Origin of the sequence: Xanthomonas arboricola pv. juglandis, from assembly GCF_905367715.1 — a bacterium.
GTDB lineage: Bacteria > Pseudomonadota > Gammaproteobacteria > Xanthomonadales > Xanthomonadaceae > Xanthomonas > Xanthomonas arboricola.
Map to the genome: position 1 here is coordinate 4,965,886 of NZ_HG999362.1, position 20,467 is coordinate 4,986,352.

Genomic DNA, 20,467 nt, shown 5'->3' on the forward strand with positions numbered 1-20,467 from the left:
ATCCCGCGCGCTGCCGTCAGCGCGTGGCTGCACGCGCAGGCAACTGCGCCAAGGCCTGGCCCAGCTGCAGCGCCGCGGCCACATTGCGTGCGGCGATGCGCACGTTGCTGGCGGCTTCGGCCAGCGCCTGCTCCACCGTGCAGGCGCGATGCACCACCGCAAACATCGCATCAATGCCGTGCCCATGCAGCAGCACAGCGCCATTGCCCAGGCAACCGGCGATGGCGATCACCGGCTTGCCGTGCCGCTGCGCCAGCCGCGCCACGCCCACCGGGGTCTTGCCGTGCAGGCTCTGGCTGTCCAGGCGGCCTTCGCCGGTGATGACCAGATCGGCCTGGGCGACCAGGGCATCCAGCCCCAGCGCCTGCGCGACGATCTCCACGCCGGGCCGCAACTGCGCGCCCAGGTAGGCCACCAGCGCCGCGCCCAGGCCGCCGGCCGCACCGCCGCCGGGCAGGTCGTGCAGGCGCACGCCCAGGTCGCGTTGCAGCACATCGGCGTAGCGCTGCAGGTTGCTGTCGAGCTGGCGCACCATGCTGGGGGTGGCACCCTTCTGCGGGCCGAATACCGCCGAGGCGCCGGTCGGGCCGATCAGCGGGTTGTCCACATCGCAGGCCACTTCGAACTGGCAGTCCTGCAGCCGCAGGTCCAGGTCCTGCGTGTCGATGCGGGCCAGCGTCGCCAGCGCGCCGCCGCCGGGGCCGATCGACTCGCCCTGCGCATCCAGCAGCCGCACGCCCAGCGCCTGCGCCAGGCCGGCGCCGCCGTCGTTGGTGGCGCTGCCGCCGATGCCGATGATGAAGCGCCGCGCGCCGGCATCCAGCGCGGCCAGGATCAATTCGCCCACGCCCGCGGTGCTGGTGCGCAGCGGCGCGCGCTCGGCCGGCGGCACCAGCGCAAGGCCGCTGGCGGCGGCCATTTCGATCACCGCGGTGCGGCCGTCGCCGGTCAGGCCGAAGAACGCCTGCACCGGGGTGCCGAGCGGGCCGCTGACCGTGCAGTCGATCACCCGCCCGCCGGTGGCCGCCACCAACGCGTCGACCGTGCCTTCGCCGCCATCGGCCACCGGCACCTTGCGGTATTGCCAGTCGGGGAATACCTCGCGGAAGCCGGCCTCGATCTGGGTGGCCACCTCCAGCGCGGACAGACTTTCCTTGTAGGAATCGGGGGCGATGACGATCTTCATGGGCACACTCGCTGGGACGGACGCATCACTGGTTCACCGCGCGTGCCGGCACCCGCAGCACCAGCGCGGCGCCCAGCAGCATGGCCCCGGCCAGCACGTACAGCGCCAGCTCGGTGCTGTGGGTGGCGTCCTTGATCCAGCCCACCAGGTACGGGCTGACGAAGCCGGCGACCTGGCCGGTGGAGTTGATCAGCGCCAGCCCGCCGGCCGCGGCGGCGGCGGTGAGAAAGCCGTTGGTCAGCGGCCAGAACAGCGGCAAGCCACTGACCGCGCCCATCGTGGCCAGGGTCATGCCGAACAGGGCCAGAGCCAGGTTGTCGGTGACGCTGGCGGCGATGCACAGCCCGGCCGCCCCCATCAGCAACGGGATCACCAGGTGCCAGCGGCGCTCGCGGCGACGGTCGGCCGAGCGCCCCATCAGCAGCATGAACACCGCTGCGGCCAGGTACGGGATGGCGCTCATCAGGCCGATCCGGGTCGGGTCGGTGACGCCGCTGCCCTGGATGATCGAAGGCAGCCAGAAGTTGATCGCATACACCCCGCTCTGGATGCAGAAGTACACCGTGCCCAGCATCCATACCGCCGGGCTGCGCAGCACCGCGCCCAGCGAGCTGGAGGCGCCGGCCGGCTTGCCGGCTTCGTCGGCGGCCAGCGCGCGGGTCAGTGCGTGCTTCTGCTGCGGGTCCAGCCAGGTCGCCTGCTGCACGCCATCGCTGAGCAGGAACCACACCCCGATGCCCAGCAGCACGGTTGGCAGGCCCTGCAGCAGGAACATCCACTGCCAGCCGGCCAGACCGCCCTGCCCGGCCGAGAAATGGCCGAGGATCCAGCCCGACAACGGCCCGCCCAGCAAGCCGGAGATCGGGATGGCCGACATGAAGACGGTCATGACCCGGCCATGCTGGGCGCGCGGAAACCAGCGCGTCAGGTACAGCACGATGCCGGGGAAGAAGCCGGCCTCGGCCGCGCCGGTGAGCAGGCGCAGGGTGTAGAAGCCGGCAGGCGTGCGCACGAACATCAGGCAGGTCGACAGCAGGCCCCAGCTGACCATCATGATCGCCACCCAGCGGCGCGCACCGATGCGCTGCAGGATCAGATTGCTCGGCACCCCGCAGGCCAGGTAGCCGATGAAGAAGATGCCCGCACCCAGCCCGTACACGGTCTCGCTCATGCCCAGATCGCCAAGCATCTGCAGCTTGGCGAAGCCCACGTTGACCCGGTCCAGGTAGTTGAACAGGTAGCAGACGAACAGGAACGGGATCAGCCGCCACAGGATCTTGCGGTAGGTCGGGGCCATGCCATCGGGGGGCGGCAGTGGCCGGGTGGCTTGGGTCATCGCACGCTCCAGCAGTCGGTGGGCCCACCGGCGCGCAGTGCTGACATCGGCACCACACAGGGGTCGGCGCATTCTAGTTGGAGCTTTTTCCCGGAAGCATCGTCAGCCTGCTGCCTGTCTGCGGGCAGGCAGACGCCGGTTTTTGTGCAACTGCCCAAATCAACCACAACCACACCCGGCGTGTGCCGGGCTCGGAACGCAACAGCAACCATGCTGTTGGTGCAGGCTGGCGCCCGATGCAGCGACGGCGACCCGCCCCCAACTACCTGGCTGACAACTAGCGGCGACGCGCCTTACCCCAGCCCTGCACCAACAACCAAGCCGGCGCCCCACCGCCAAGCCCGACGCAGCACCCAGCCCCGCACGACAGACCCCCTAGGCTTTGCGAATCTCGAATCCCCAATCCCAACTCCCGCGCTCTACCGATTCCCCACTCCCGATTCCCCATTCCCCACCGCATACGCCTGCGCCTGCCCCATCACCCGCAGCAGGTTGCCGCCCCAGATGCCGGCGATCTGCTGCTCGGTGTAGCCCTTGCGCAGCAGCCAGGCGGTGATGCGCGGCAGGTCGGAGACGTCTTCCAGGCCGACCACGCCACCGCCGCCGTCCCAGTCCATGCCGATGCCCACGTGCTCGGGCCCGACCACCTTGAGCACATGCTCCAGATGGGCGAAGAAGTCCTCCTCGGTGGCGCGCTTGATCGGGTAGCGCGCATCCAGCTCCTTGAGCGCGGCGCTCAGGGCCGTGCCGTCGGCGATCTTGATGTGCTCCCAGCCGCCATATTGCTCGGTCAGCGCCTTCTCGGCGGCCTTGCGCTCGGGGCTGGCGCCGCTGTCGACCAGATAGCCGCCGTAGGAATTCACCTGGATCACCCCGCCGTGCTCGGCCAGCACCTTCAGCCGCGCGTCGTCGATATTGCGCGGATGGTTAAACACCGCACGTGCGCCACTGTGCGAGAGCACGATCGGCACCGGCGACAGTGCGATCAACTGGTCGAACACCGCATCGGAGGCATGCGATTGATCGATCACGATGCCCAGCGCCTGCGCCTGCTGCACCAGTTGCTTGCCGGCCGGGCTCAGGCCCTTCCACTCCGGCCCCTTGGGGTCGGTGGCCGAGTCGGCGAACTCGTTGTTGAGAAAATGCACGGTGCTCATCAGGCGCAGGCCCTGCGCGTAATAGAAGCGCAGCAGTGTGGGGTCGGCCACCAGCGGGCTGGCGTTTTCCATGCTGATGTACACCACGCGCTTGCGATCGGCCTTGATGCGCGCGGCATCGGCGGGCGTGGTGGCGAAGGCGAAGCGCTGCGGTTGCGCGGCCAGCAGCGTGTGGATCTTCAACAGCCGCTGCAGACCGGCATCACGATCGTCCAGGTGCGCGGCCGCACTGCGATTGCCCTGCCCGGTGTAGACCGCCCAGAAGCCGCCATCCAGCGCGCCTTCGACCATGCGCGGGTAGTCCACCTGCGACAGCCGGTTGCCGGCATGCGCCTGCAACACGTCGAAGTCGGGGCGCTCCAGGTTGGCCGGCGTGTCCAGATGCGAATCCAGCGTGACCAGGCGTTTTTGCAGCGCCGTGGCGCGCGCCAGTTCGGCCTTGGAAAACTCCAGCGCGTGGCCGGGTGCGGCCACGGCCAGACTGAGCAGGATGGCGGTGCACAGGCGATGCAGGGTCATGGCAGCTCGCAGAAGATGGGGGGTGCATCGATCATAGCTGCGCTTGCCTCAGCCGCTGCACGATCACTGGCTGTCGTGGCGCGTGGTCGCAGACATTGCTGCCCGCGACCACGCGCCAGTGCTCACTTGCGTTCGAAGAACTCGTGGTAGGCCTTGGATTTGCCTTCCGGCGACTTGCCCACGCCATTGCGGATCAGCGTCTTGCCGTCTGCGGAAAACGTCCAGAACTCGCCGACGATCACGTCGTCGTCCTTCATCTTGAGGATCTGGTAGGTGTCGGCGCCGGTCTTGCTCACCGCGATCTGGTTGAAGCGCGCCTGCTCGTTGAGCGGGCTGGGTTTGCCATCCAGCGTGGTGACGTAGTCGACCTTGTACGGAGTGTCAGGGCGGGTGGTGTTGATGGAGTGGTATTCGATGCGGTTGTCGGAGAACTGCACGTTGATAGTCAGCCGCATGCCCTTGGGGAACTTGCCGTCGCTCCAGTTGGATTTGGATTCCACCAGGGTCCAGGCGCCGTCATGCGGATCGGCCGCAGACGCGGTGAACGTGGCGGTCAACGCCACGACGGCGAACAGGGCGGCGGTCGGAAAGGTGCGCATGGTCTGTGTCCTTGGATGCTGGGATGGCGGGCGGTGCTGTCGGGTAGCTGCTTCAAGCTGGGGCGATCGTCGGGGTAATCGTCAGAAGTCGGTGCGTGATTCCAGGTGCTGTTCGACCTGCTCGCGGGTGGTCCACAAGGTGCGGAACTCGCCTTTGGACAGCAGCTGCAGCTGGTCGTTGATATGCGCCGAGCCTGGCTGGCTGGCATTGCCATAACTCATCAGGCCCTTGGCCTTGATCGGGGTGGAAAACTCCACCAGCGAGACCCAGGTTTCGCCGTGCTGCGGCAGGCGTTGGCCATCGGCATTGGGCGGGTTCCAGGTAATTACGTCGAACGCGCCGAGATTGCCGAAACCGCCGCGGCCGGGCACATCGACATCGCCCAGGTGGAAGCGCGACACCTCGCCGTACGGGCGGTCGATGGCGCCATAGGCCTGCCTGGTGCTGGCAACGGCCTGCTTGAGTTGACGCAGCGCCAGCGCCGGGTCCTTCAGGCCGCTGGGCGTGGTCAGCGGAGCGTCCAGCGACCACGGCGTGGCATAGCCGGCCTGCGAGAGATAGCGCGCATCGCCGGTGAACAAGCGCGCCCATTGCTCAAACAACAGCGCGCCACGGCTGTCGGCTTCGAAGTGGCGGTCCCAGGCCTTGAGCACCTTGACCGCAGCGAGGATGTCCGGATCGGTGCTGTCTGCGGCGGCAGCGTACAGCTGCGGCAACGTGCGATCGGCCGCCAGCGCCTGCGCGGTGCGCTTGAGCGCCACCAACTGGTCGAAGTCGATGCTGTCGTGCTCGGCCAGCATCTTCACCGAGTTCTGCGCGCGCAGCGACATCGGCCCCGTCGGTGCGACATAGGCCGGGAATTTTTTTGGGTCAAGCACGCGCGGCCAACTGGCCAGCCACGGCGGGTCGTTGGTGTTCTGCACGAAGCCACCTGCCGGGTTGATCACCTTGGGCAGCTCGTCGTAGCTGTGCACATCGCTCCATAGCGTGGACGCGGTATCGCCCGGCACCAGCCCGCTCCAGTACTTCAGATCGCCCTGGGCATGTTTGGGCAGGATGCCGTTGTCCAGGAACAGCACGTTGCCGGCGTTGTCGGCATAGACGATGTTGAACATTGGCACCTGCAGTTGTTTCAGCGCGCGCTGGAACTGCGCAAAGTCCTGCGCCTTGCCCATGTCCCAGTACTGCTTGAGCATGTCGGGCCGATCCAGGCCGGCCACACGCAATGCCACAGTGCTGCCGTCGTAACGTTCGAACACCGGCCCGTGCACCGACTGCCGCACCTGCAAGGTCTGTTCTTTCAGCGCGCCATCGGCCTGGCGGATCTTCAGCGTTCTGGTTTCCCGCTTGAACGGCAGCAGTTTGCCGTCCAGCAGATAGCCCTCGCCCGACAACGTGAGTTTGTAGGTGGTCTGGCCCAGCAGCGTGTTCACCGTATTGGTGAAACCCAGTTGCTTGTTGAAGCCGAAACGCAGGATCGGCAGGCCCACCTGGGTGGCGCCATACAGATCCACTCCCGGTCCGTTGAGATGCGCTTCGTAATAGGTGAAAAAGCCGCTGCCCCAGGGCAGATGCGGGTTGGCCAGCAGCATGGCGTGGCCGTCGCGGGTCTTCTTGGGCATCAGCGCCCAGGCGTTGGAGCCATCGCGGGCCTGGCCGTCCTTGGGTGGCTCGCCCAGCACCTTGGCCGGCGAGGCGATGTAGACGTAATTCATCAACCGGTGCGCGTGCGCCACCACGTCCACGCCGGTGATCGGCAGCACCACCTTGACCTCTGGGTCCAGGGCCTGCGGGTGTGCGGCCGCGTAGTCGTTGATGCCTTGCGCGAATGCGTCCAGGTCGGCCCGAAAGCCCGGGGTCTGTTGTCGGTACCACTGCTGCGCGCGTGGGTAGACATCGTTGCTGGTCAGCCAGCGATCCTGTTCGGCGTACTTCTCGCCCCAGTATTCGGCGGCGCGGCCGCGGGCTTCGCCATAGAGATGCAGCAACAGATTGCCGTGGCTGTGGGTCTGCGCCCAGCCGAAGCCGTAGAAGGTGCCGGCTTCGGTCCTGGCATAGATATGCGGCACGCCGTAGCGGTCCCACAGGATTTCGCCGCTGCCCTTGCCGGCGCCGGCCGCCTGCGGGGCGCAGAACAATGCGATCAACAGCCCCGCGCAGAGGGAAGCGCTGCGCGCATGCGCCCGCATCGAAGAAAGTCGCGGCACTGGATCACTCCTCAAAAGGTGTAGGTCAACTTGGTGTAATAGGACCCGCCGGTGAAGCCGTACGGCACGCTGGTGACGTAGAAACCGCTGCCGGTGCTGGCGACCGCGCCGATGTTCTTCGGGTATTGGTTGAACAGGTTGTTGGCGCCCAGCGTCCAGGTGATGCGCCCGGACAGTGCGTAGGACGCTTCCAGATCGGTGATCCATTTGGCCGGCACGTGTTCGTCGTTGGCCGGGTTGTTCTCCAGCACATCGAAACTGCCGAAGCGGTTGACGCGCACGTTGAGCGCGAAGTCGCCGATCACCCAGTTGCCGCCCAGCAACACCTTGCTGCGCGGAGTGCGCGACAGATAGCCGCGCGAGGCACGGTCGAACAGTTCGTAGCCGGCGCCCAGCGAGTCCAGTGCGGCCGGGTTGTCGGCAATGCGGGTGATCTCGGTGGTGTTGTAGTTGTAGCCCAGGTTCCAGTTGACCCGGCCCCAGTCGCCGGCCTCCATGCGCCAGGTCGCCACCACGTCCACGCCTTCGGTGCGGGTATCGATGGCGTTGGTGAAGTACTGCGCGCTGTCGACCCCGGACACGCCGGCGCGGGTGAGCAGGTCGGTGATCGCCGCACCGGTGATGTAGCCAGTCATGCCGATGCGGTCGTGCAGATCGATGCGGTAGGCATCCACGGTGAGGCTGAGCGCGCGCGAGGGGTTGTAGGTGAAGCCGATGCTGGCGTTGGTGGATTCCTCCGGCTTCAGCGGCTCGGCGCCCAGTGCCAGCGCGGCGGGGGAATCCACCGGTAGCGTCTTGGCCAGGAACAGTTCGCGATCGCCGTTGTCCAGCGTGCGCCAGCTGCTGTTGGTGGCCGCGTACAAGGCCTGCGCCAACGCGGGCGCGCGGAAGCCGGTGCTGGCCGCGCCACGCAGCGCGAAGGCGGGGGTGATGGCCCAGCGCGCGGTGAACTTGCCTACCGCAGTGTCGCCGGCCGAATCGTCGAAGCGCTCGTAGCGCCCGGCCAGGCCCAGCGACACGCTGTCGGCCACGTCCCAGGTCAGATCGACATAGGCCGCGCCGCTGTTGCGATCCAGGCTGCCGGCCTCATCGGGCTGGAAGGTGATCGCGCCCTGTGCGCCGGGCGGCGGTGCCTGCCCGGCACGCGGATGGCTAGCCGGAAACACGTAGTCACCGGCCGCATACGCCGCCTGCTCGCCGGCCTGGATCTGGTATTTCTCGTAGCGGTATTGCACGCCCAGCGACACCTGCAGCGGGCGCTCGGCCAGTTGCAGGCCGCGGGTGATGTCCAGGCTGGTGGTCCAGTCGGTGGAGGTCAGCTGGCCCAGATAGAACGCGGTGGGGCTGGTCGGCCCCAGGCTAGCGTTGAGCGTGTGCAGGCCGTCGCGTTCGGAGGCGTTGCGGCCGTAGCTGGTGGCCAGGTCCCAGTCCCACTCACCCCACAGGTCCTTGATGCCGGCAGTGAACTCGTAATCGGTCTCGTCGATGCGCAGGCGCGGGCTGTAACCGTCCGGATAAATTTCTTGCAGGGTGTTGTTGGCGTTGGGATTGCGGAACGACCATTCCAGGTCGCTTAGGCGGCGGCTGTAGGTTGCGTAGGAATAGCCACGCAGGTCACCGCCCAGGCCGAGTTCGGCGTTGTAGGACAGGTTGGCGCCCTTCTGCCAGGGCTGGCCGAAGTTGCGTGTGATCAGGCGGTCGGCGGTGGCCTCGCGCGGGTCCGGCTGGCCGTTGACCGGGTAGTACAGCCGGTAATCGTCGGCCACCGGCACTGCGCGATTGGAGGTCTGCTGATACCTGGCGTCTGCGGCCAGATAGACGAAGCCGTCGCTGCCCAGTGCCAGGCCCTTGCCGACGCTGGCGCTGCTGCTGTCGCCATCGGCGCGGTCGATGTTCTGGCCCCACAGGATGTCGGCCTTGCCGCCCTCGGCGTCGGATTTGAGAAGGATGTTGATGACGCCGGCGATCGCATCCGAACCGTATTGCGCGGCCGCGCCATCGCGCAGCACCTCGATGTGGTCCACCGCCGAGACCGGAATCAGGCTCATGTCCACCGGCACCGAGCCGCGCCCGACGATGCCGGCGATGTTGATGCTGGCGGTGCGATGGCGGCGTTTGCCGTTGACCAGCACCAGGGTGTGATCCGGATTGAGCCCGCGCAGCCCGCCGGTGGCGATCACATACGAGGTGCCGTTGCCGGATTTGGCTGGCGCATTGAATGACGGCACCAGATCGTTGAGCGCCGCCAGCAAGCCAGGGCGACCGGTCTTTTCCAGTTCCGCCGCGCCGATCACATCGATCGGGGTGGGACTTTCGGTGACGGTGCGCTGCACGCCGCGCGCGCCGGTGACCACCACCGCATCCAGATTGCCGACGGCGGCATCTGCGGGTGGCGATGACGCTGGTGGCGTGGTTGCGGATGCGTCCACCTGCGCATACCCCGTCCCCGGATGGCCGTGGAGCGCGGCCGTCAGCGGCTGCGCCGAGGTCAGCGTGATGCGTTCGCCATCGTCTTCGACCACGCTCAATCCGGTGCCGGCCAGCAACTGCCGCAAGGCCACGCGCGATTCCAGCGTGCCCTGCACGGCCGGCGTGCGGACCTGCTGCAGGTATTCACCGGGTGCCACGATCTGCACCCCGGCCTGCCGCGCAAACTCCGGCAACGCCACCACCGCATTGCTCTCGGGGAGCGAAAAGGTGCGCCCCTGCGCTGACGCTGCCACCGCATGTCCCGCTGCCATCATCGCCACGGCGGTGCCGATGGCCTTGCTCAAACGCCTGCTTGCTGCCTGCATCACTGCTCTCCGCTGGCGCGCGTGCGCCGCTGTCCGGTCGTTGTCACCGTTGCTGTGTGGCCCCCTGTCTGTTGGATGCGTCGCCGCCGCTTTTCCGCCATCGACATCGCTGGTGGTGACGTGCAGCGCTGCACCTCACTGCGCGAGTGCGCCGCGCAGGTGGATGCCGCCACGGGTGTGTTCGATCTGCAGGCCCATGCTCAGCGCAACGGAGCGTGCAAAGCCTTCCGGGTCGTTGGCCGAGTACAGGCCGACCACGGTGCGCCGCGCCACCGCGGGGTCGTCGATCAGGATGCGCATGTCGTTGTAGCGGGCGAATTCGGCAGCGGCCTGCGCCAAGGTGTCGCCGTCGAAGGCGATCATGCCCTCGCGCCAGACCAGCAACTGCTGCACGCGCCGTGCTGGCAGCGGTTGCACCTGCACCGCCCGCGTCGGGCTGACCATGGCCAGCATGTTGGCTGTCACCCGCTGCGGTGCGCGCTGGTCGGCTTCCACGTCGACGGTGCCTTCGCGCACGACGACCTTGACGGCATCGTCCTGCCGCCGACGCACGCTGAAACTGGTGCCGACCGCGCGCACTTCCGCGCCGGCCGCCATCACCACGAACGGGCGATGGCGGTCCTTGGCCACGTCGAACAAGGCTTCACCGCGCAGCAACTGGACCTGGCGACGGGCCACGCTGAACTCCACCACCACCTCCGAGCCGGAGTTCAGCGTCACCGCCGAGCCGTCTGCCAACGGCAGGCGCAATACCTCGCCGATGCGGGTGAGGTGATGGCCGCTGCCGGGCGCGCCGTGGTCGGGCACGGCCTGCTGCAATGCCAGCATGCCGGTGGCCGCAGCGACCACACAGGCGGCCAGTGCGGCCAGCCACCTGCCGCGTCGATGCGTGCGCCGTGAACGCGTCGCTTCCGCGCCAAAGCCCTGCCCCAACGCACGCGCGCGATCGAAATGCAGGTGCACCGCGTGCGCACGTGCATAGGCACCGCGATGGCGCACGTCTTCGGCCAGCCAGCGGTCGCGCTGCATGCGCTCAGCCGGCGTGAGCCGGTCGCCGTCTTCGCGGCCCACCCAGGCGGCGGCAATGTCGTCGATGCTGCGCATGCTCAGCTGCCGCGCTGCGGATCGGCCAGGCGCGTGGCCGGCGCGGCCTGGCCGGCACTCGGTGCGGGTGCGGGGGTGCGGCCCATCCGCGCCATCAGCAGCCGCAACCCCTTCACGATGTGTTTTTCCACGGTGTTCTCGCTGATTCCGAGCCGCGCGGCGATCTCGCGCTGCGACAGGCCATCGACCTTGCGCAGCAGAAACACCTGGCGGCATTTGTCCGGCAGTGCCGCCAGCGCTTCGCCGATGCGGCGCAGCTCCTGACCGGCAATGGCGTGGCGCTCGGGTGAGCGCTCGTCCTGTGTGATGTCCAGGCGCTCGATTTCCGCCACGCTTTCGATCGAAACAATTCTGGCGCGGCGCACCTGCTGCAGCAGCACCGACTGCGCGGCGGTGAACAGATAGGCGCGCGGGTTGGCGATATGGCCCACCTCGCCCAACCCGGCCAGGATGGCGTAGGTCTCCTGGATGACATCGTCGCAATCGACGTTGCCGGGGGCGTGCTTGCGCAGCCAGCGCCGCAGCGCCGGCTCGTGCGGCAGGACCTGCGTCGCCAACCAGGCGGCGCGCTGGGACTCGATGGCCGGCATCTAGGACGCGGCCGCTGACGTGCCCGCACGTCGAAGTGAGGAAGTCATTGCGTTCTCCGGGGGATTCGAGCGAATGACCTGCTCTTCAAAGGCACGATGCGTCAGCGACGCAACTCCGCCATGCCCTCTGACGGGTGGTTCGCTGCGATGGCACTACCCGCGCAGCGCGCGCTGCAGGTCACCAGCGTGGGCAGCGATCGGTCGCTTTCGCCGACCAGGCCGATCACTTCGCGACGCGGCCGCGGGAAGCCGATCCGGCGCATCTCCAGCCGGCCGTGCACTCCATCGATGCCCGACAACGCAACTTCCAGCAACCAGCCATGGCGACAGAAGAAGCGGCGGCCGGCCTGCTTGGGATCTTCGAGTCGTGCTCCAGCAACAGCAGAACCGGTTTGGCTCCGGACAGCGCGGAGGTGGACGAATCGGACATGGCGGTGGCGTCCTCGCTGCGCGGAAGCATCGATCGCGATCGATGCGGGTGTGTCCAGCCTGGTGACCGCCGCCGCGCAGATCGCGGCAGACATCGACAATGTCCGCTCAGATGCGGCCAACGAAATGGCCGTTGGCAATGACCTGACTGCTTTGGGTTATGCAGGCGCGCCACGCACCAGGGCGCGCTGCCATGCGAATGGCCACGCCACGGTGATCGGCGGCACCGTGCAGGGCGATGCGGTACTTGGCGGTCTGACTGGGTGGCATGCGGACGCAAAGATCGGCGCCGATGCGCAGGCCAGTACCATCTTCAGGAGGCCGGGCGCGTTCGGTGCAGTCAACATTGCCGGCACCGCGTAGGTGCGTGACGATATCGAATTGCGCAAAGGCACCACGCCCACCCAAGGCGTGTTCCACGGCTATGCCGATGGCGCGGCGATGCGCAATCCCGAGTTCGGTGTCGAGCTGTCCCAGGCCGTGCCGGAAATCACCGCACGCCCGCTGGCTGGGTGATCGGTTGCCGCTGCAGCTGCAACCCACCGCAGGTCATCGCCTGATGTGACCGATACGCGCAGACCGCATATGGCCTGCGACACGCGGTATGTCGCGCGGCTGGCAGGAGCGATCGGATGTTCGCAAGTGGGCTGCACGCAGCGCGCAGCACGCAGCACGCAAGCGATTTGATCTGGCCTGCGCGCAATCCATCGCACGCGCCCGATCGGCGCGCAGTGGTATTGCGCGTCGTTCAATCGCCCAGTTCGGCCAGGCGCGCGCGCACGCTCTCGACATCGACGTGCTCGCGCACATGCAGCCACTGCCGCGCCCATACCGAGCGCAGCACGATCCAGGCACCGAGCACGCCCAGGCAGGTCGAGCCCAGCGCCAGCAGCAATGGATGCAACGGCGAACCGCTACCGGTCTGGAACAGGTACATGAAGGCGCCGGCGAACAGCAGCCACACGCCGAATACCGGCCAGTTGCTGGCCAGCAGACTGGCATGGGGCCGCTCGATCTCGCGCAGCAACCGGGTCAGCGCCTTGCGTTCCTCATCGTCCGCTGTCATCGACTGGCCGCTCCAGGGGTTGATCGCCGCGCTAGATCACGCGGCAGAAAACAGCCTTCAGATAGCGCGATTCCTGCACGTGCGCCATGAACGGGTGGTCCGGACCGGCACCGGCCACCTTCAGGATCTGGATGGTGCGCCCGGAGAAATACGAGGCGCGCCGCAGCATGTCCAGGAACTCCTGTTCGGCCACCAGCCCGGTGCACGAGAAGGTGGCGAACAGGCCACCGGGCTTGACCACGCCCAGCGCCAGCTTGTTCATGTCCAGGTACTTCTTCAGCGCCGGAATCACCTGCTCGCGGTCGCGGGTCATCTTGGCCGGGTCCAGGATCACCACATCGAACTGCTCGCCGCGGTTGGAGGCATCGCGCAGCCAGGGGAAGATGTCGGCCTGCACGAACTTCGGCCGCACGTTGTTGAGCTTGGCGTTGCCCTTGGCGATGGCGATCACGTCCTCGTCGATGTCCACGCCCAGCACCTCGGACGCGCCGCGAGCGGCCGCATACACCGCAAAGCCGCCGGTGTTGCAGCACAGGTCCAGCACGCTCTTGCCTTCGACCTGCTCGCTCAGCCACTGGCGGTTCTCGCGCTGGTCGGCGAAGAAGCCGGTCTTGTGCGCACCGGCCGGGTCGGCGCGGAACTTGATGCCGTACTCGGTGATCACCGACGCTTCGGTGGTGGTGTTGCCGTGGAAATCGAAGCTTTCCTGCTTCTGCACGTGTTCGTCGGCAAAGCTGTGGAAGCGGCAGCCCGGGAACTGCTCGCGCAGCGCCTCGTAGATCCATTCGCGGTGGCGGAACATGCCGGCGGCGAAGAACTCCACCACCACCAGGTCGCCATAGCGGTCCACCACCAAGCCGGACAGGCCGTCGCCTTCGCTGTGCACCACGCGCCAGGCATCGGACACCGCGTCGAGTTTGAGCCAGTCGCGGCGCAGGCTCACTGCCGCGGCGATCTTGCGCGAAAACCAGCCCGCATCCACCGGCACCGCCTGGTCGGTCTCCAGGATGCGCACGGCGATGCGCGAGTGGCCGTTGTAGAAGCCGCGGCCGACCCACTCCCCGTCCACGCCGACCACATCGACGATGGTGCCGGGTTTGGGCTTGGCGGCGGGCTTTTCCACCAGCTTCTGGAAGATCCACGGGTGGCTGGAGCGCCACGCATTCTTGAGTCGGACGACGGGGACAGGAGTATTCATCCGCCCATTGTATCCGGCTGGATTGACGTGCCTGCCCCGGGCACGCAGAATCGGCTGCAGAAGGGGAGTAGCTCCCAGCGTTGTCGCCGTCATGACGAGCCCTGCCATCAGGCGCTCCGGTGCAACGGCAACCGGCCCGGCCGGTTGTGAGCGAGACCTTCGCCGCGCAGGCGAAGGTCCGTCACCCGGAATCCACGATTTCCGTGTCACAAGGCCTCAGCCCACCGGCTGTCCAGGTCGTTTCACTTTCGGGATTCTTTTATGCAAACCATTGGCAATGTCTGGTTATGGGGCGGCTTCGCGATCGTGGTGATCGTGGCGCTGTTGGTCGATCTGGTGCTGATGCGCCACGGCGGTGCCCACAAGGTCACCTTCAAGGAAGCCACCTGGTGGAGCATCGGCTGGGTGCTGCTGGCGCTGGCCTTCAACGCCGGGCTGTGGTGGTACCTGCAGGGCAGCATGGGCGATGCGGCGGCCGACCGCATCGGGCTGGAGTTCCTGACCGGCTACCTGGTCGAGAAATCGCTGGCGGTCGACAACATCTTCGTGTTCCTGATGGTGATGACCTACTTCGGCGTGCCCGAGGAGCAGCGCCAGCGCGTGCTGATCATCGGCGTGCTGGGCGCGATCGTGCTGCGCGCGATCATGATCTTCGCCGGCTCGGTGCTGCTGACCAAGTTCCATTGGCTGCTGTACGTGTTCGGCGCCTTCCTGCTGCTGACCGGCATCAAGATGTGGTTCTCCGCCGGCAAGGAGCCGGACCTGGAAGCCAACCGGGTGCTGCGCTGGATGCGCGGCCATCTGCGCCTGAGCCCGCAATACCACGGCCATGCGCTGAGCGTGATCAAGGACGGCAAGCGTTGGTTCACCCCGCTGTTCGTGGTGCTGATCCTGATTGCGGTGATCGATGTGATCTTCGCGGTGGACAGCATCCCGGCGATCTTCGCGATCACCACCGACCCGTTCATCGTGCTGACCTCCAACGTGTTCGCGGTGCTGGGCCTGCGCGCGATGTTCTTCCTGCTGGCCGGCATGGCCGACCGCTTCCACCTGCTGCCGTACGGCCTGGCGGTGATCTTGGTGTTCATCGGCACCAAGATGATGATCATCGATCTGTACAAGATCCCGGTGCTGGTCTCGCTGGCGGTGGTGATCGTGATCCTGGTCTTCACCATCGTGCTGAGCCTGCTGCGGCCGCCCAAGCCGGCTCGGCACTGAGGTGCTGGGAATCGGGATTAGGGATTTGGGATTCGCGAACGGCAGGGCCGCGTGCGTTGCTCGCAGTTACGCACTGACCAACTCGAGGGGGTCGTTGCCTGCTCACCGTCGCGGGACCTTACGCGGCATGGATGCCGCGTAAGGGATTACACGGAGGTACTTGCGGCGTGTCCCGCGACGGTGGGCGGGCAAGGACCCTGCAGCCAATGGGTGTCGCGCTTCGGCCACCTGCGTGACGCCACGCGAGCCGCTGCGCCAATCAGCGGTGGCGGAACTGGATTATCCCGTCGTCGGGCCTGCTTATCCCGCGCCGAACAGGCTTGTAAAACATCTGTGCGACGCCATCCGTGAAGGCATGACACCGCATCCTGTTGCCGCCGACGCCACCTCGCAAGATCGCCTGGATCGTTCCCGGGTCTTGCGTGCCTTCAACTTCAGCCTGGCCGCCGTGCTGCTGCTGGTGGCGGTGTTCACCGCCCAGGGCATGTTCGACTGGCGCGCCTGGGCGGTGGCACCGCTGCAGGCCGACGGCCTGCTCGGCATCCTCACCGCGCCGCTGCTGCACGGCTCGCTTGCGCATCTGGGCGCCAACGCCGCCGCGCTATTGATCCTGGGCACACTGGCCGGCAGCGTGTATCCGCGCGCCACCGCCCTGGCGCTGCCGTTGCTGTGGCTGGGCTCGGGACTGGGCGCGTGGTTGCTGGGCGAGCCCGGGAGCCGGCATCTGGGCGCCAGCGGCGTCACTCACGGGCTGATGTTCCTGGTGTTCGTGCTGGGCCTGCTGCGCCGCGACCGCCCGGCGATTGCCACCAGCATGATCGCCTTCCTGTTCTACGGCGGCATGTTGCTGACCATCCTGCCGCACGAGGCCGGCGTGTCCTGGCAATCGCATCTGGGCGGCGCGGTGGCCGGCCTGATTGCCGCGCTGCTGCTGCGCCTGCGCGACCCGCAACAGGCCAGGCCGCGCTACAGCTGGGAAGATGAGGACGAAGACGCCGCCTGGGAGATCAGCAATACCGAACGCGACGTGCTGGAACCGCCGCCGCCACGCCAGGTGCCGGTGCTGTGGCAGCGCCAGGAAGACGGCTCGCAGAACGTGGTGCTGCACTTCCCGCCACGCGAACGGCCACCTGGGCCGTAGGAGCGCGCTTGCGCGCGATGGAGCGTTATCGGGAACGCTTCATCGCGCGCCAGCGCGCTCCTACAGACCGCATATGCGTCCAACGTTTAACGCGTTGCACGCTCGCTCAACGCACGCCGCGCCAAGCCGGGATCATCTGCAAAGAACGCATCGATACCCGCATCCAGATACGCGTTCAACTCGGCCAATGCACCGGCCTCGTTACGCTCGGTCACCGCAGCACTGCTGCGGTTGTTGGCGGCCATGAAATAATTCTCCGGGCGGAAGGTATACGGCTGCACCTGCAATCCTGCCGCGTGCGCGTCGTGCACCAAGCTGGTCGGCGTGCTCAGGCGTTGCTGCGCATCCAGTGGAATGATGCTGCGGATGTCCGGGCCGATGGCATCGGCATAGCCGGCAACCTGCTTCAGCCCCTCGGGCGTGATCATCTGCCCGTAGGTGCGCGGCGCGTTGCCCACGCCCACATCGGGCAGCGCCATCTGCGCGCCGCCCAGCAACTGCAGCAAGCGGATATTGCTGCTGCGCCCGATCTTGCCGCGCAAGTAACGCAGGTTGCCGGTCTCGAACGACTGGATCACCACCGGCGCCGTCTGCGTGTAGGCATGCGCACGCAGGCTCGCCAGCACCTTGTCTTCCATCGCCAGATTCAGCCCATTGAAATAGCTCGGGTGCTTGATCTCCGGAATCAGCCCGATCGTGCGCCCGGTCGCTGCTGATTCGGCCGCGACAAAATCGATGATCTCGTCGAAGGTGACGATCTGAAACTGCCCATCCCAACGCGTGCCGCGCAACTGCGGCAACCGCTCGCGCGCGCGCAAGGTCTTCAATTCGGCAAGAGTGAAGTCTTCGGTGAACCAGCCTTCCATCGCCTGGCCATCGATGGTCTTGCGGGTCTTGCGCGCGGCGAACTCCGGGTGGCTGGCCACATCGGTGGTGCCGCCGATCTCGTTCTCATGGCGCGCCACCAGCACACCATCCTTGGTGGACACCAGGTCCGGCTCGACAAAATCGGCGCCATCGACAATCGCCTTGGCATACGAGGCCAGGGTGTGTTCCGGGCGCAACGCGCTGGCGCCACGGTGCGCAAAGATCTGCACCGTCTTCGCCAACGGCGCCTCTGCCAACGCGGGCCCGCTCATGCCGACCATCATCGCCCCCAACACCAACGCACGGTGGAACTGCATCATGCCTTTCTCCAACAAAAAAAAAGCAGCCATCAACACCACGGTACAACCGCCAGGCGAGCGCTGCCGATGGTTGGTGCGGGATGTACGACGTGTACATCCCGCTTTCTCCGCATCGTCCGCACTAGCCTGACAATCACTCCCTAAGTCTTGCCAGCCACTCTAAAACCATCCACGTCGATCGCCACCGGAAATCAATAAGCAGCCACAAGACCCGCTGTTACCAATCCCCAATCCCGACTCTCCAATCCCGTCCTCAGAACTTGGCATCCAAGGTCAAAAACACCTGCCGCGGCGCACTGGCATGGAACGCCAGCTGACGGCCATTCGGATCGCTGTTGGCGAACGCGGTGAGGTTGGACGCATAGCGCTTGTCGGTGAGGTTGGTCACGTTGAGCGAGAGCTTGAGCCCCTGCAGCACGCCGGCCTGGCCGAAGTCGTACCCGGCGCCCGCATCGAACGAGGTGTAACCGCCAAAGCCCTGGTCGTTGGTGTAGGTGTAGTAGCGCTGGCCGGTGTACTTGCCGCGCAGGTTGATGTTCCAGTTGGCGTAGTTGAAGGCGATTTCGCTGGCGAACATGCGCTTGGGCGTATCCACCGTGGTCTTGCCGGCGGTCGGAATGATCACCCCGTTCTGCACGTAGTTGTCGTCGTAGGTCGAGCGGTTGATCGAGGCCGAGTTGTACCACTGCAGGTAGCTGGTCGGCTTCCAGATCACGGTCAGTTCGCCGCCGCGGCTGCTCACCGAGCCCACGTTGAAGAAGCGCGTGGTGCAGGCCGGCGTGGTGCCCTGCTGGATGCTGGCGCAGGGATTGAGCGAGAGCAGGCGGTTGTCGAAGGTCACGTCGTAACCCACCAGCGAGGCTTCGAAGCGGTCACGCACGAAGCGATAACCGGCTTCCACGGTGCGCGACTTCTCCGGCTCCAGTGCGCCGACGCTGGCATCGAAGGAGGCCTGCGTCACCAGCAACGGACCACCGGCGCCGCCGCCCTGGAACGCGGCGATGTTTTCCGCGTACGAGGCGAACACTTCCTGCCCGTCTGCGATGCGATAGCCCAGACCGACCTGCGGCAGCACTGACTCGCTGGCCTTGATCGAGCCGGTCGCCACCGGCGCTTCCACCGCCAGCCCCGGCGTTTCGCGCGCGGTCATTTCGGTACTCGGACTCTTGATGCCCAGATCCACGCTGAGGCGCTCGTCGAGGAACTTGAAGTTGCCCTGCACGTAGAACTGCCGCGTGGTGATGATGTAGTTCTGCGAGAACAGCCGGCGGTCGGGATCCTGCAGGAACTTGTCGTCGCTGACCGGCCCGTCGATCCAGTAGAAATTGCGCTCCACATCGTGGTGATTGCGCTCGTACCACAGCCCGGCTTCGAGGTGATGCGGGCCCAGGTTCCAGCCGAGCGAGGCGATGCCGCCGGTGCGGTTGATCCAGTAATTGGTGCTGCGGATGGAGATCGGCAAAGCCTGCGGCGTGCCCGGGTTGGACGCCTGGCCCGGCGACCACCAGTGGCCCTGACCCTTGTTTTCGTGGTGGTAGACCTGGGTGTGCAGGCTGATCGCATCGTTGGGCTGGAAGTCGCCGGCCACGTAGAACAGATCGTCGTCGCGCAACGCGCGGCTCTGGTAATAGGCGTCGTCGATGTTGTCCACGCCGCCGCTGAAACCGCAGCGCGCCGCATTGCGCGTGGCCGGTGCGCAGTACGCCGCGGCTAACGCACGGTTCCAGTCCGGTGCGTACAGGTTCCAGTCCCAGCCCAGGCCACGCGCCATGCCGCTCTTGGACAGATACGAATAATCGGCCTGCGAGGTCCGCGAGGTGTCGGCGAACGCGGTCAGCTTGCCGCCATCGAACTGGTACACGCCCTTGGCATTGAACTGCCGCGTGGTGGTCGGCGACTCCGGGCGCGCCCACATGTCGGCTTCGGCATTGATGCCGGACAGATACGCCGAAAACCCGTTGTAGTCGCCGGTGTCCACGCGCAGGAAGGTGCGGCGGTTGGCATCGGAGCCCACCGTCTGCGACAGCTGCCCGCCGAACACGCTGGACGGATCGGCCGAGTAATACTGGATGGTGCCGCCCAGGTTGCTGGTGGAGGCGGTGCCCAGTGCGCCGATGCCCGAGGCCAGCTCCACGCCACCGAAGTTTTCCGCGATCAGGGCGCGGCTGATATTGAGGCCGTTGTAGTTGCCGTAGGCGTTGTCGCCCAGCGGCAGGCCGTCGAGCGTATAACCCAGGCGCGTGCCGTTGAAGCCGCGCAGGCTGATCGTCTGCGACTCCTCGTTGGCACCGAAGGCATCGTTGGATTGCACGTTGACGCCCGGCATGCGGTTGAGCAGCTTCTGGATGCTGGTGCCCGGCGGCAACACCGGAATGTCCTGCTGGGTGATGCGCTGCACCTGACGCGTTTCGCCCTGGCCGATCACCGAGACCGCGTCGAGTTGCTGCACGGTCGTGCCGGTATCGGCAGTCACCTCGGGATCGGCGGCGTGGGCAGCCGGCGACAGCACGAGCGCGGTAAGAACGGCGGCACTTAACAGATGGGTCTTGGGCATGAGCGGCAGGGGGGACGAGTCAAAAGATGACGGCAAGCGTGCGACAGCTGTCTTGCGCCGATGCGACCGGGACATGACAGTGCTGCGACAGCGGCTGCGCATTCCGCGCCGCAGCTGCGTTGCGCTGGCACGCAGATGTCATCTGCGCGTCGTAATCTGCGCACTCATCCATCTGTGTTG

At 66.6% G+C, this 20,467-nt stretch carries 17 protein-coding genes and 1 other RNA gene; 5 read left to right on the forward strand and 13 right to left on the reverse strand.

The genetic code is table 11. The features are described from left to right. Positions 1-16: 16 nt before the first annotated feature. From KHN93_RS21365 to KHN93_RS21405, 9 genes are all read right to left on the reverse strand, one after another. On the reverse strand, positions 17-1,186 hold the full coding sequence (locus tag KHN93_RS21365; protein WP_211921387.1) for a glycerate kinase: 1,170 nt from the start codon (positions 1,184-1,186) through the stop codon (positions 17-19). Positions 1,187-1,211: 25 nt separating this feature from the next. Beyond that, a complete protein-coding gene (locus tag KHN93_RS21370) occupies positions 1,212-2,522 on the reverse strand; it encodes an MFS transporter (RefSeq protein WP_104560914.1) in 1,311 nt (436 codons plus the stop codon). Between the two features lie 419 nt (positions 2,523-2,941). Continuing rightward, on the reverse strand, positions 2,942-4,198 hold the full coding sequence (locus tag KHN93_RS21375) for a dipeptidase (RefSeq protein ID WP_211921389.1): 1,257 nt from the start codon (positions 4,196-4,198) through the stop codon (positions 2,942-2,944). A 122-nt stretch (positions 4,199-4,320) separates the two neighbouring features. Then, positions 4,321-4,797 (reverse strand): hypothetical protein, encoded by a 477-nt coding sequence (locus KHN93_RS21380; protein WP_166763786.1) that lies wholly within the window; start codon positions 4,795-4,797, stop codon positions 4,321-4,323. Between the two features lie 81 nt (positions 4,798-4,878). Beyond that, positions 4,879-7,005: a penicillin acylase family protein gene (locus KHN93_RS21385; protein ID WP_244812167.1), complete on the reverse strand. Its 2,127-nt coding sequence runs from the start codon at positions 7,003-7,005 to the stop codon at positions 4,879-4,881. A gap of 11 nt (positions 7,006-7,016) precedes the next feature. Then, positions 7,017-9,779 (reverse strand): TonB-dependent receptor, encoded by a 2,763-nt coding sequence (locus KHN93_RS21390; protein ID WP_181141937.1) that lies wholly within the window; start codon positions 9,777-9,779, stop codon positions 7,017-7,019. Positions 9,780-9,935: 156 nt separating this feature from the next. Next, complete coding sequence (locus tag KHN93_RS21395; RefSeq protein ID WP_104560919.1) at positions 9,936-10,904, reverse strand: FecR family protein; 969 nt, start codon at positions 10,902-10,904, stop codon at positions 9,936-9,938. 2 nt (positions 10,905-10,906) lie between these two features. Next, a complete protein-coding gene (locus KHN93_RS21400; protein WP_104560920.1) occupies positions 10,907-11,494 on the reverse strand; it encodes an RNA polymerase sigma factor in 588 nt (195 codons plus the stop codon). A gap of 101 nt (positions 11,495-11,595) precedes the next feature. Further along, on the reverse strand, positions 11,596-12,018 hold the full coding sequence (locus KHN93_RS21405; protein ID WP_244812168.1) for a DUF3088 family protein: 423 nt from the start codon (positions 12,016-12,018) through the stop codon (positions 11,596-11,598). Between KHN93_RS21405 and KHN93_RS21655 the strand changes: the two genes are divergently transcribed. Both KHN93_RS21655 and KHN93_RS21695 read left to right on the forward strand, forming a co-directional pair. After that, on the forward strand, positions 11,975-12,286 hold the full coding sequence (locus tag KHN93_RS21655; RefSeq protein WP_244812169.1) for a hypothetical protein: 312 nt from the start codon (positions 11,975-11,977) through the stop codon (positions 12,284-12,286). The genes KHN93_RS21405 and KHN93_RS21655 overlap by 44 nt on opposite strands. A gap of 18 nt (positions 12,287-12,304) precedes the next feature. Continuing rightward, positions 12,305-12,439: a hypothetical protein gene (locus tag KHN93_RS21695; protein ID WP_280518749.1), complete on the forward strand. Its 135-nt coding sequence runs from the start codon at positions 12,305-12,307 to the stop codon at positions 12,437-12,439. A 232-nt stretch (positions 12,440-12,671) separates the two neighbouring features. On the opposite strand, the gene KHN93_RS21415 is transcribed toward KHN93_RS21695, so the two are convergent. Together KHN93_RS21415 and KHN93_RS21420 are read right to left on the reverse strand one after the other, a co-directional pair. After that, positions 12,672-12,989, reverse strand: coding sequence for a hypothetical protein (locus tag KHN93_RS21415; RefSeq protein WP_065046913.1), 318 nt, complete (start codon positions 12,987-12,989; stop codon positions 12,672-12,674). A 31-nt stretch (positions 12,990-13,020) separates the two neighbouring features. Further along, positions 13,021-14,187: a class I SAM-dependent rRNA methyltransferase gene (locus KHN93_RS21420; protein WP_024939159.1), complete on the reverse strand. Its 1,167-nt coding sequence runs from the start codon at positions 14,185-14,187 to the stop codon at positions 13,021-13,023. 261 nt (positions 14,188-14,448) lie between these two features. Here KHN93_RS21420 and KHN93_RS21425 point away from each other — a divergent pair, with 261 nt between their 5' ends. Next, positions 14,449-15,405 (forward strand): TerC family protein, encoded by a 957-nt coding sequence (locus KHN93_RS21425; protein WP_211921391.1) that lies wholly within the window; start codon positions 14,449-14,451, stop codon positions 15,403-15,405. 355 nt (positions 15,406-15,760) lie between these two features. Next, positions 15,761-16,546 carry a rhomboid family intramembrane serine protease gene (locus KHN93_RS21430; RefSeq protein WP_104560921.1) on the forward strand — a complete coding sequence of 262 codons (786 nt, stop codon included), beginning with the start codon at positions 15,761-15,763 and terminating at the stop codon, positions 16,544-16,546. A gap of 86 nt (positions 16,547-16,632) precedes the next feature. Here KHN93_RS21430 and KHN93_RS21435 read toward each other — a convergent pair whose 3' ends face one another. Continuing rightward, the gene (locus tag KHN93_RS21435) at positions 16,633-17,733 is read right to left on the reverse strand and encodes a glycerophosphodiester phosphodiesterase (RefSeq protein WP_104560931.1); all 1,101 of its coding nucleotides are present in this window, start codon (positions 17,731-17,733) and stop codon (positions 16,633-16,635) included. A gap of 80 nt (positions 17,734-17,813) precedes the next feature. Between KHN93_RS21435 and KHN93_RS21440 the strand changes: the two genes are divergently transcribed. Beyond that, positions 17,814-17,889, forward strand: a non-coding RNA gene (locus tag KHN93_RS21440) — sX9 sRNA. A gap of 97 nt (positions 17,890-17,986) precedes the next feature. On the opposite strand, the gene KHN93_RS21445 is transcribed toward KHN93_RS21440, so the two are convergent. Then, positions 17,987-20,287 (reverse strand): TonB-dependent receptor, encoded by a 2,301-nt coding sequence (locus KHN93_RS21445; protein WP_016901849.1) that lies wholly within the window; start codon positions 20,285-20,287, stop codon positions 17,987-17,989. Positions 20,288-20,467: the final 180 nt, after the last annotated feature.

What these genes read in the sequence shown, in the direction of transcription:
- KHN93_RS21365 (WP_211921387.1), bottom strand. Translation starts at nt 1,186, where the DNA reads ATGAAGATCGTCATCGCCCCCGATTCCTACAAGGAAAGTCTGTCCGCG.
- KHN93_RS21370 (WP_104560914.1), bottom strand. Translation starts at nt 2,522, where the DNA reads ATGACCCAAGCCACCCGGCCACTGCCGCCCCCCGATGGCATGGCCCCG.
- KHN93_RS21375 (WP_211921389.1), bottom strand. Translation starts at nt 4,198, where the DNA reads ATGACCCTGCATCGCCTGTGCACCGCCATCCTGCTCAGTCTGGCCGTG.
- KHN93_RS21380 (WP_166763786.1), bottom strand. Translation starts at nt 4,797, where the DNA reads ATGCGCACCTTTCCGACCGCCGCCCTGTTCGCCGTCGTGGCGTTGACC.
- KHN93_RS21395 (WP_104560919.1), bottom strand. Translation starts at nt 10,904, where the DNA reads ATGCGCAGCATCGACGACATTGCCGCCGCCTGGGTGGGCCGCGAAGAC.
- KHN93_RS21400 (WP_104560920.1), bottom strand. Translation starts at nt 11,494, where the DNA reads ATGCCGGCCATCGAGTCCCAGCGCGCCGCCTGGTTGGCGACGCAGGTC.
- KHN93_RS21405 (WP_244812168.1), bottom strand. Translation starts at nt 12,018, where the DNA reads ATGTCTGCCGCGATCTGCGCGGCGGCGGTCACCAGGCTGGACACACCC.
- KHN93_RS21415 (WP_065046913.1), bottom strand. Translation starts at nt 12,989, where the DNA reads ATGACAGCGGACGATGAGGAACGCAAGGCGCTGACCCGGTTGCTGCGC.
- KHN93_RS21420 (WP_024939159.1), bottom strand. Translation starts at nt 14,187, where the DNA reads ATGAATACTCCTGTCCCCGTCGTCCGACTCAAGAATGCGTGGCGCTCC.
- KHN93_RS21425 (WP_211921391.1), top strand. Translation starts at nt 14,449, where the DNA reads ATGCAAACCATTGGCAATGTCTGGTTATGGGGCGGCTTCGCGATCGTG.
- KHN93_RS21430 (WP_104560921.1), top strand. Translation starts at nt 15,761, where the DNA reads ATGACACCGCATCCTGTTGCCGCCGACGCCACCTCGCAAGATCGCCTG.
- KHN93_RS21435 (WP_104560931.1), bottom strand. Translation starts at nt 17,733, where the DNA reads ATGATGCAGTTCCACCGTGCGTTGGTGTTGGGGGCGATGATGGTCGGC.
- KHN93_RS21445 (WP_016901849.1), bottom strand. Translation starts at nt 20,287, where the DNA reads ATGCCCAAGACCCATCTGTTAAGTGCCGCCGTTCTTACCGCGCTCGTG.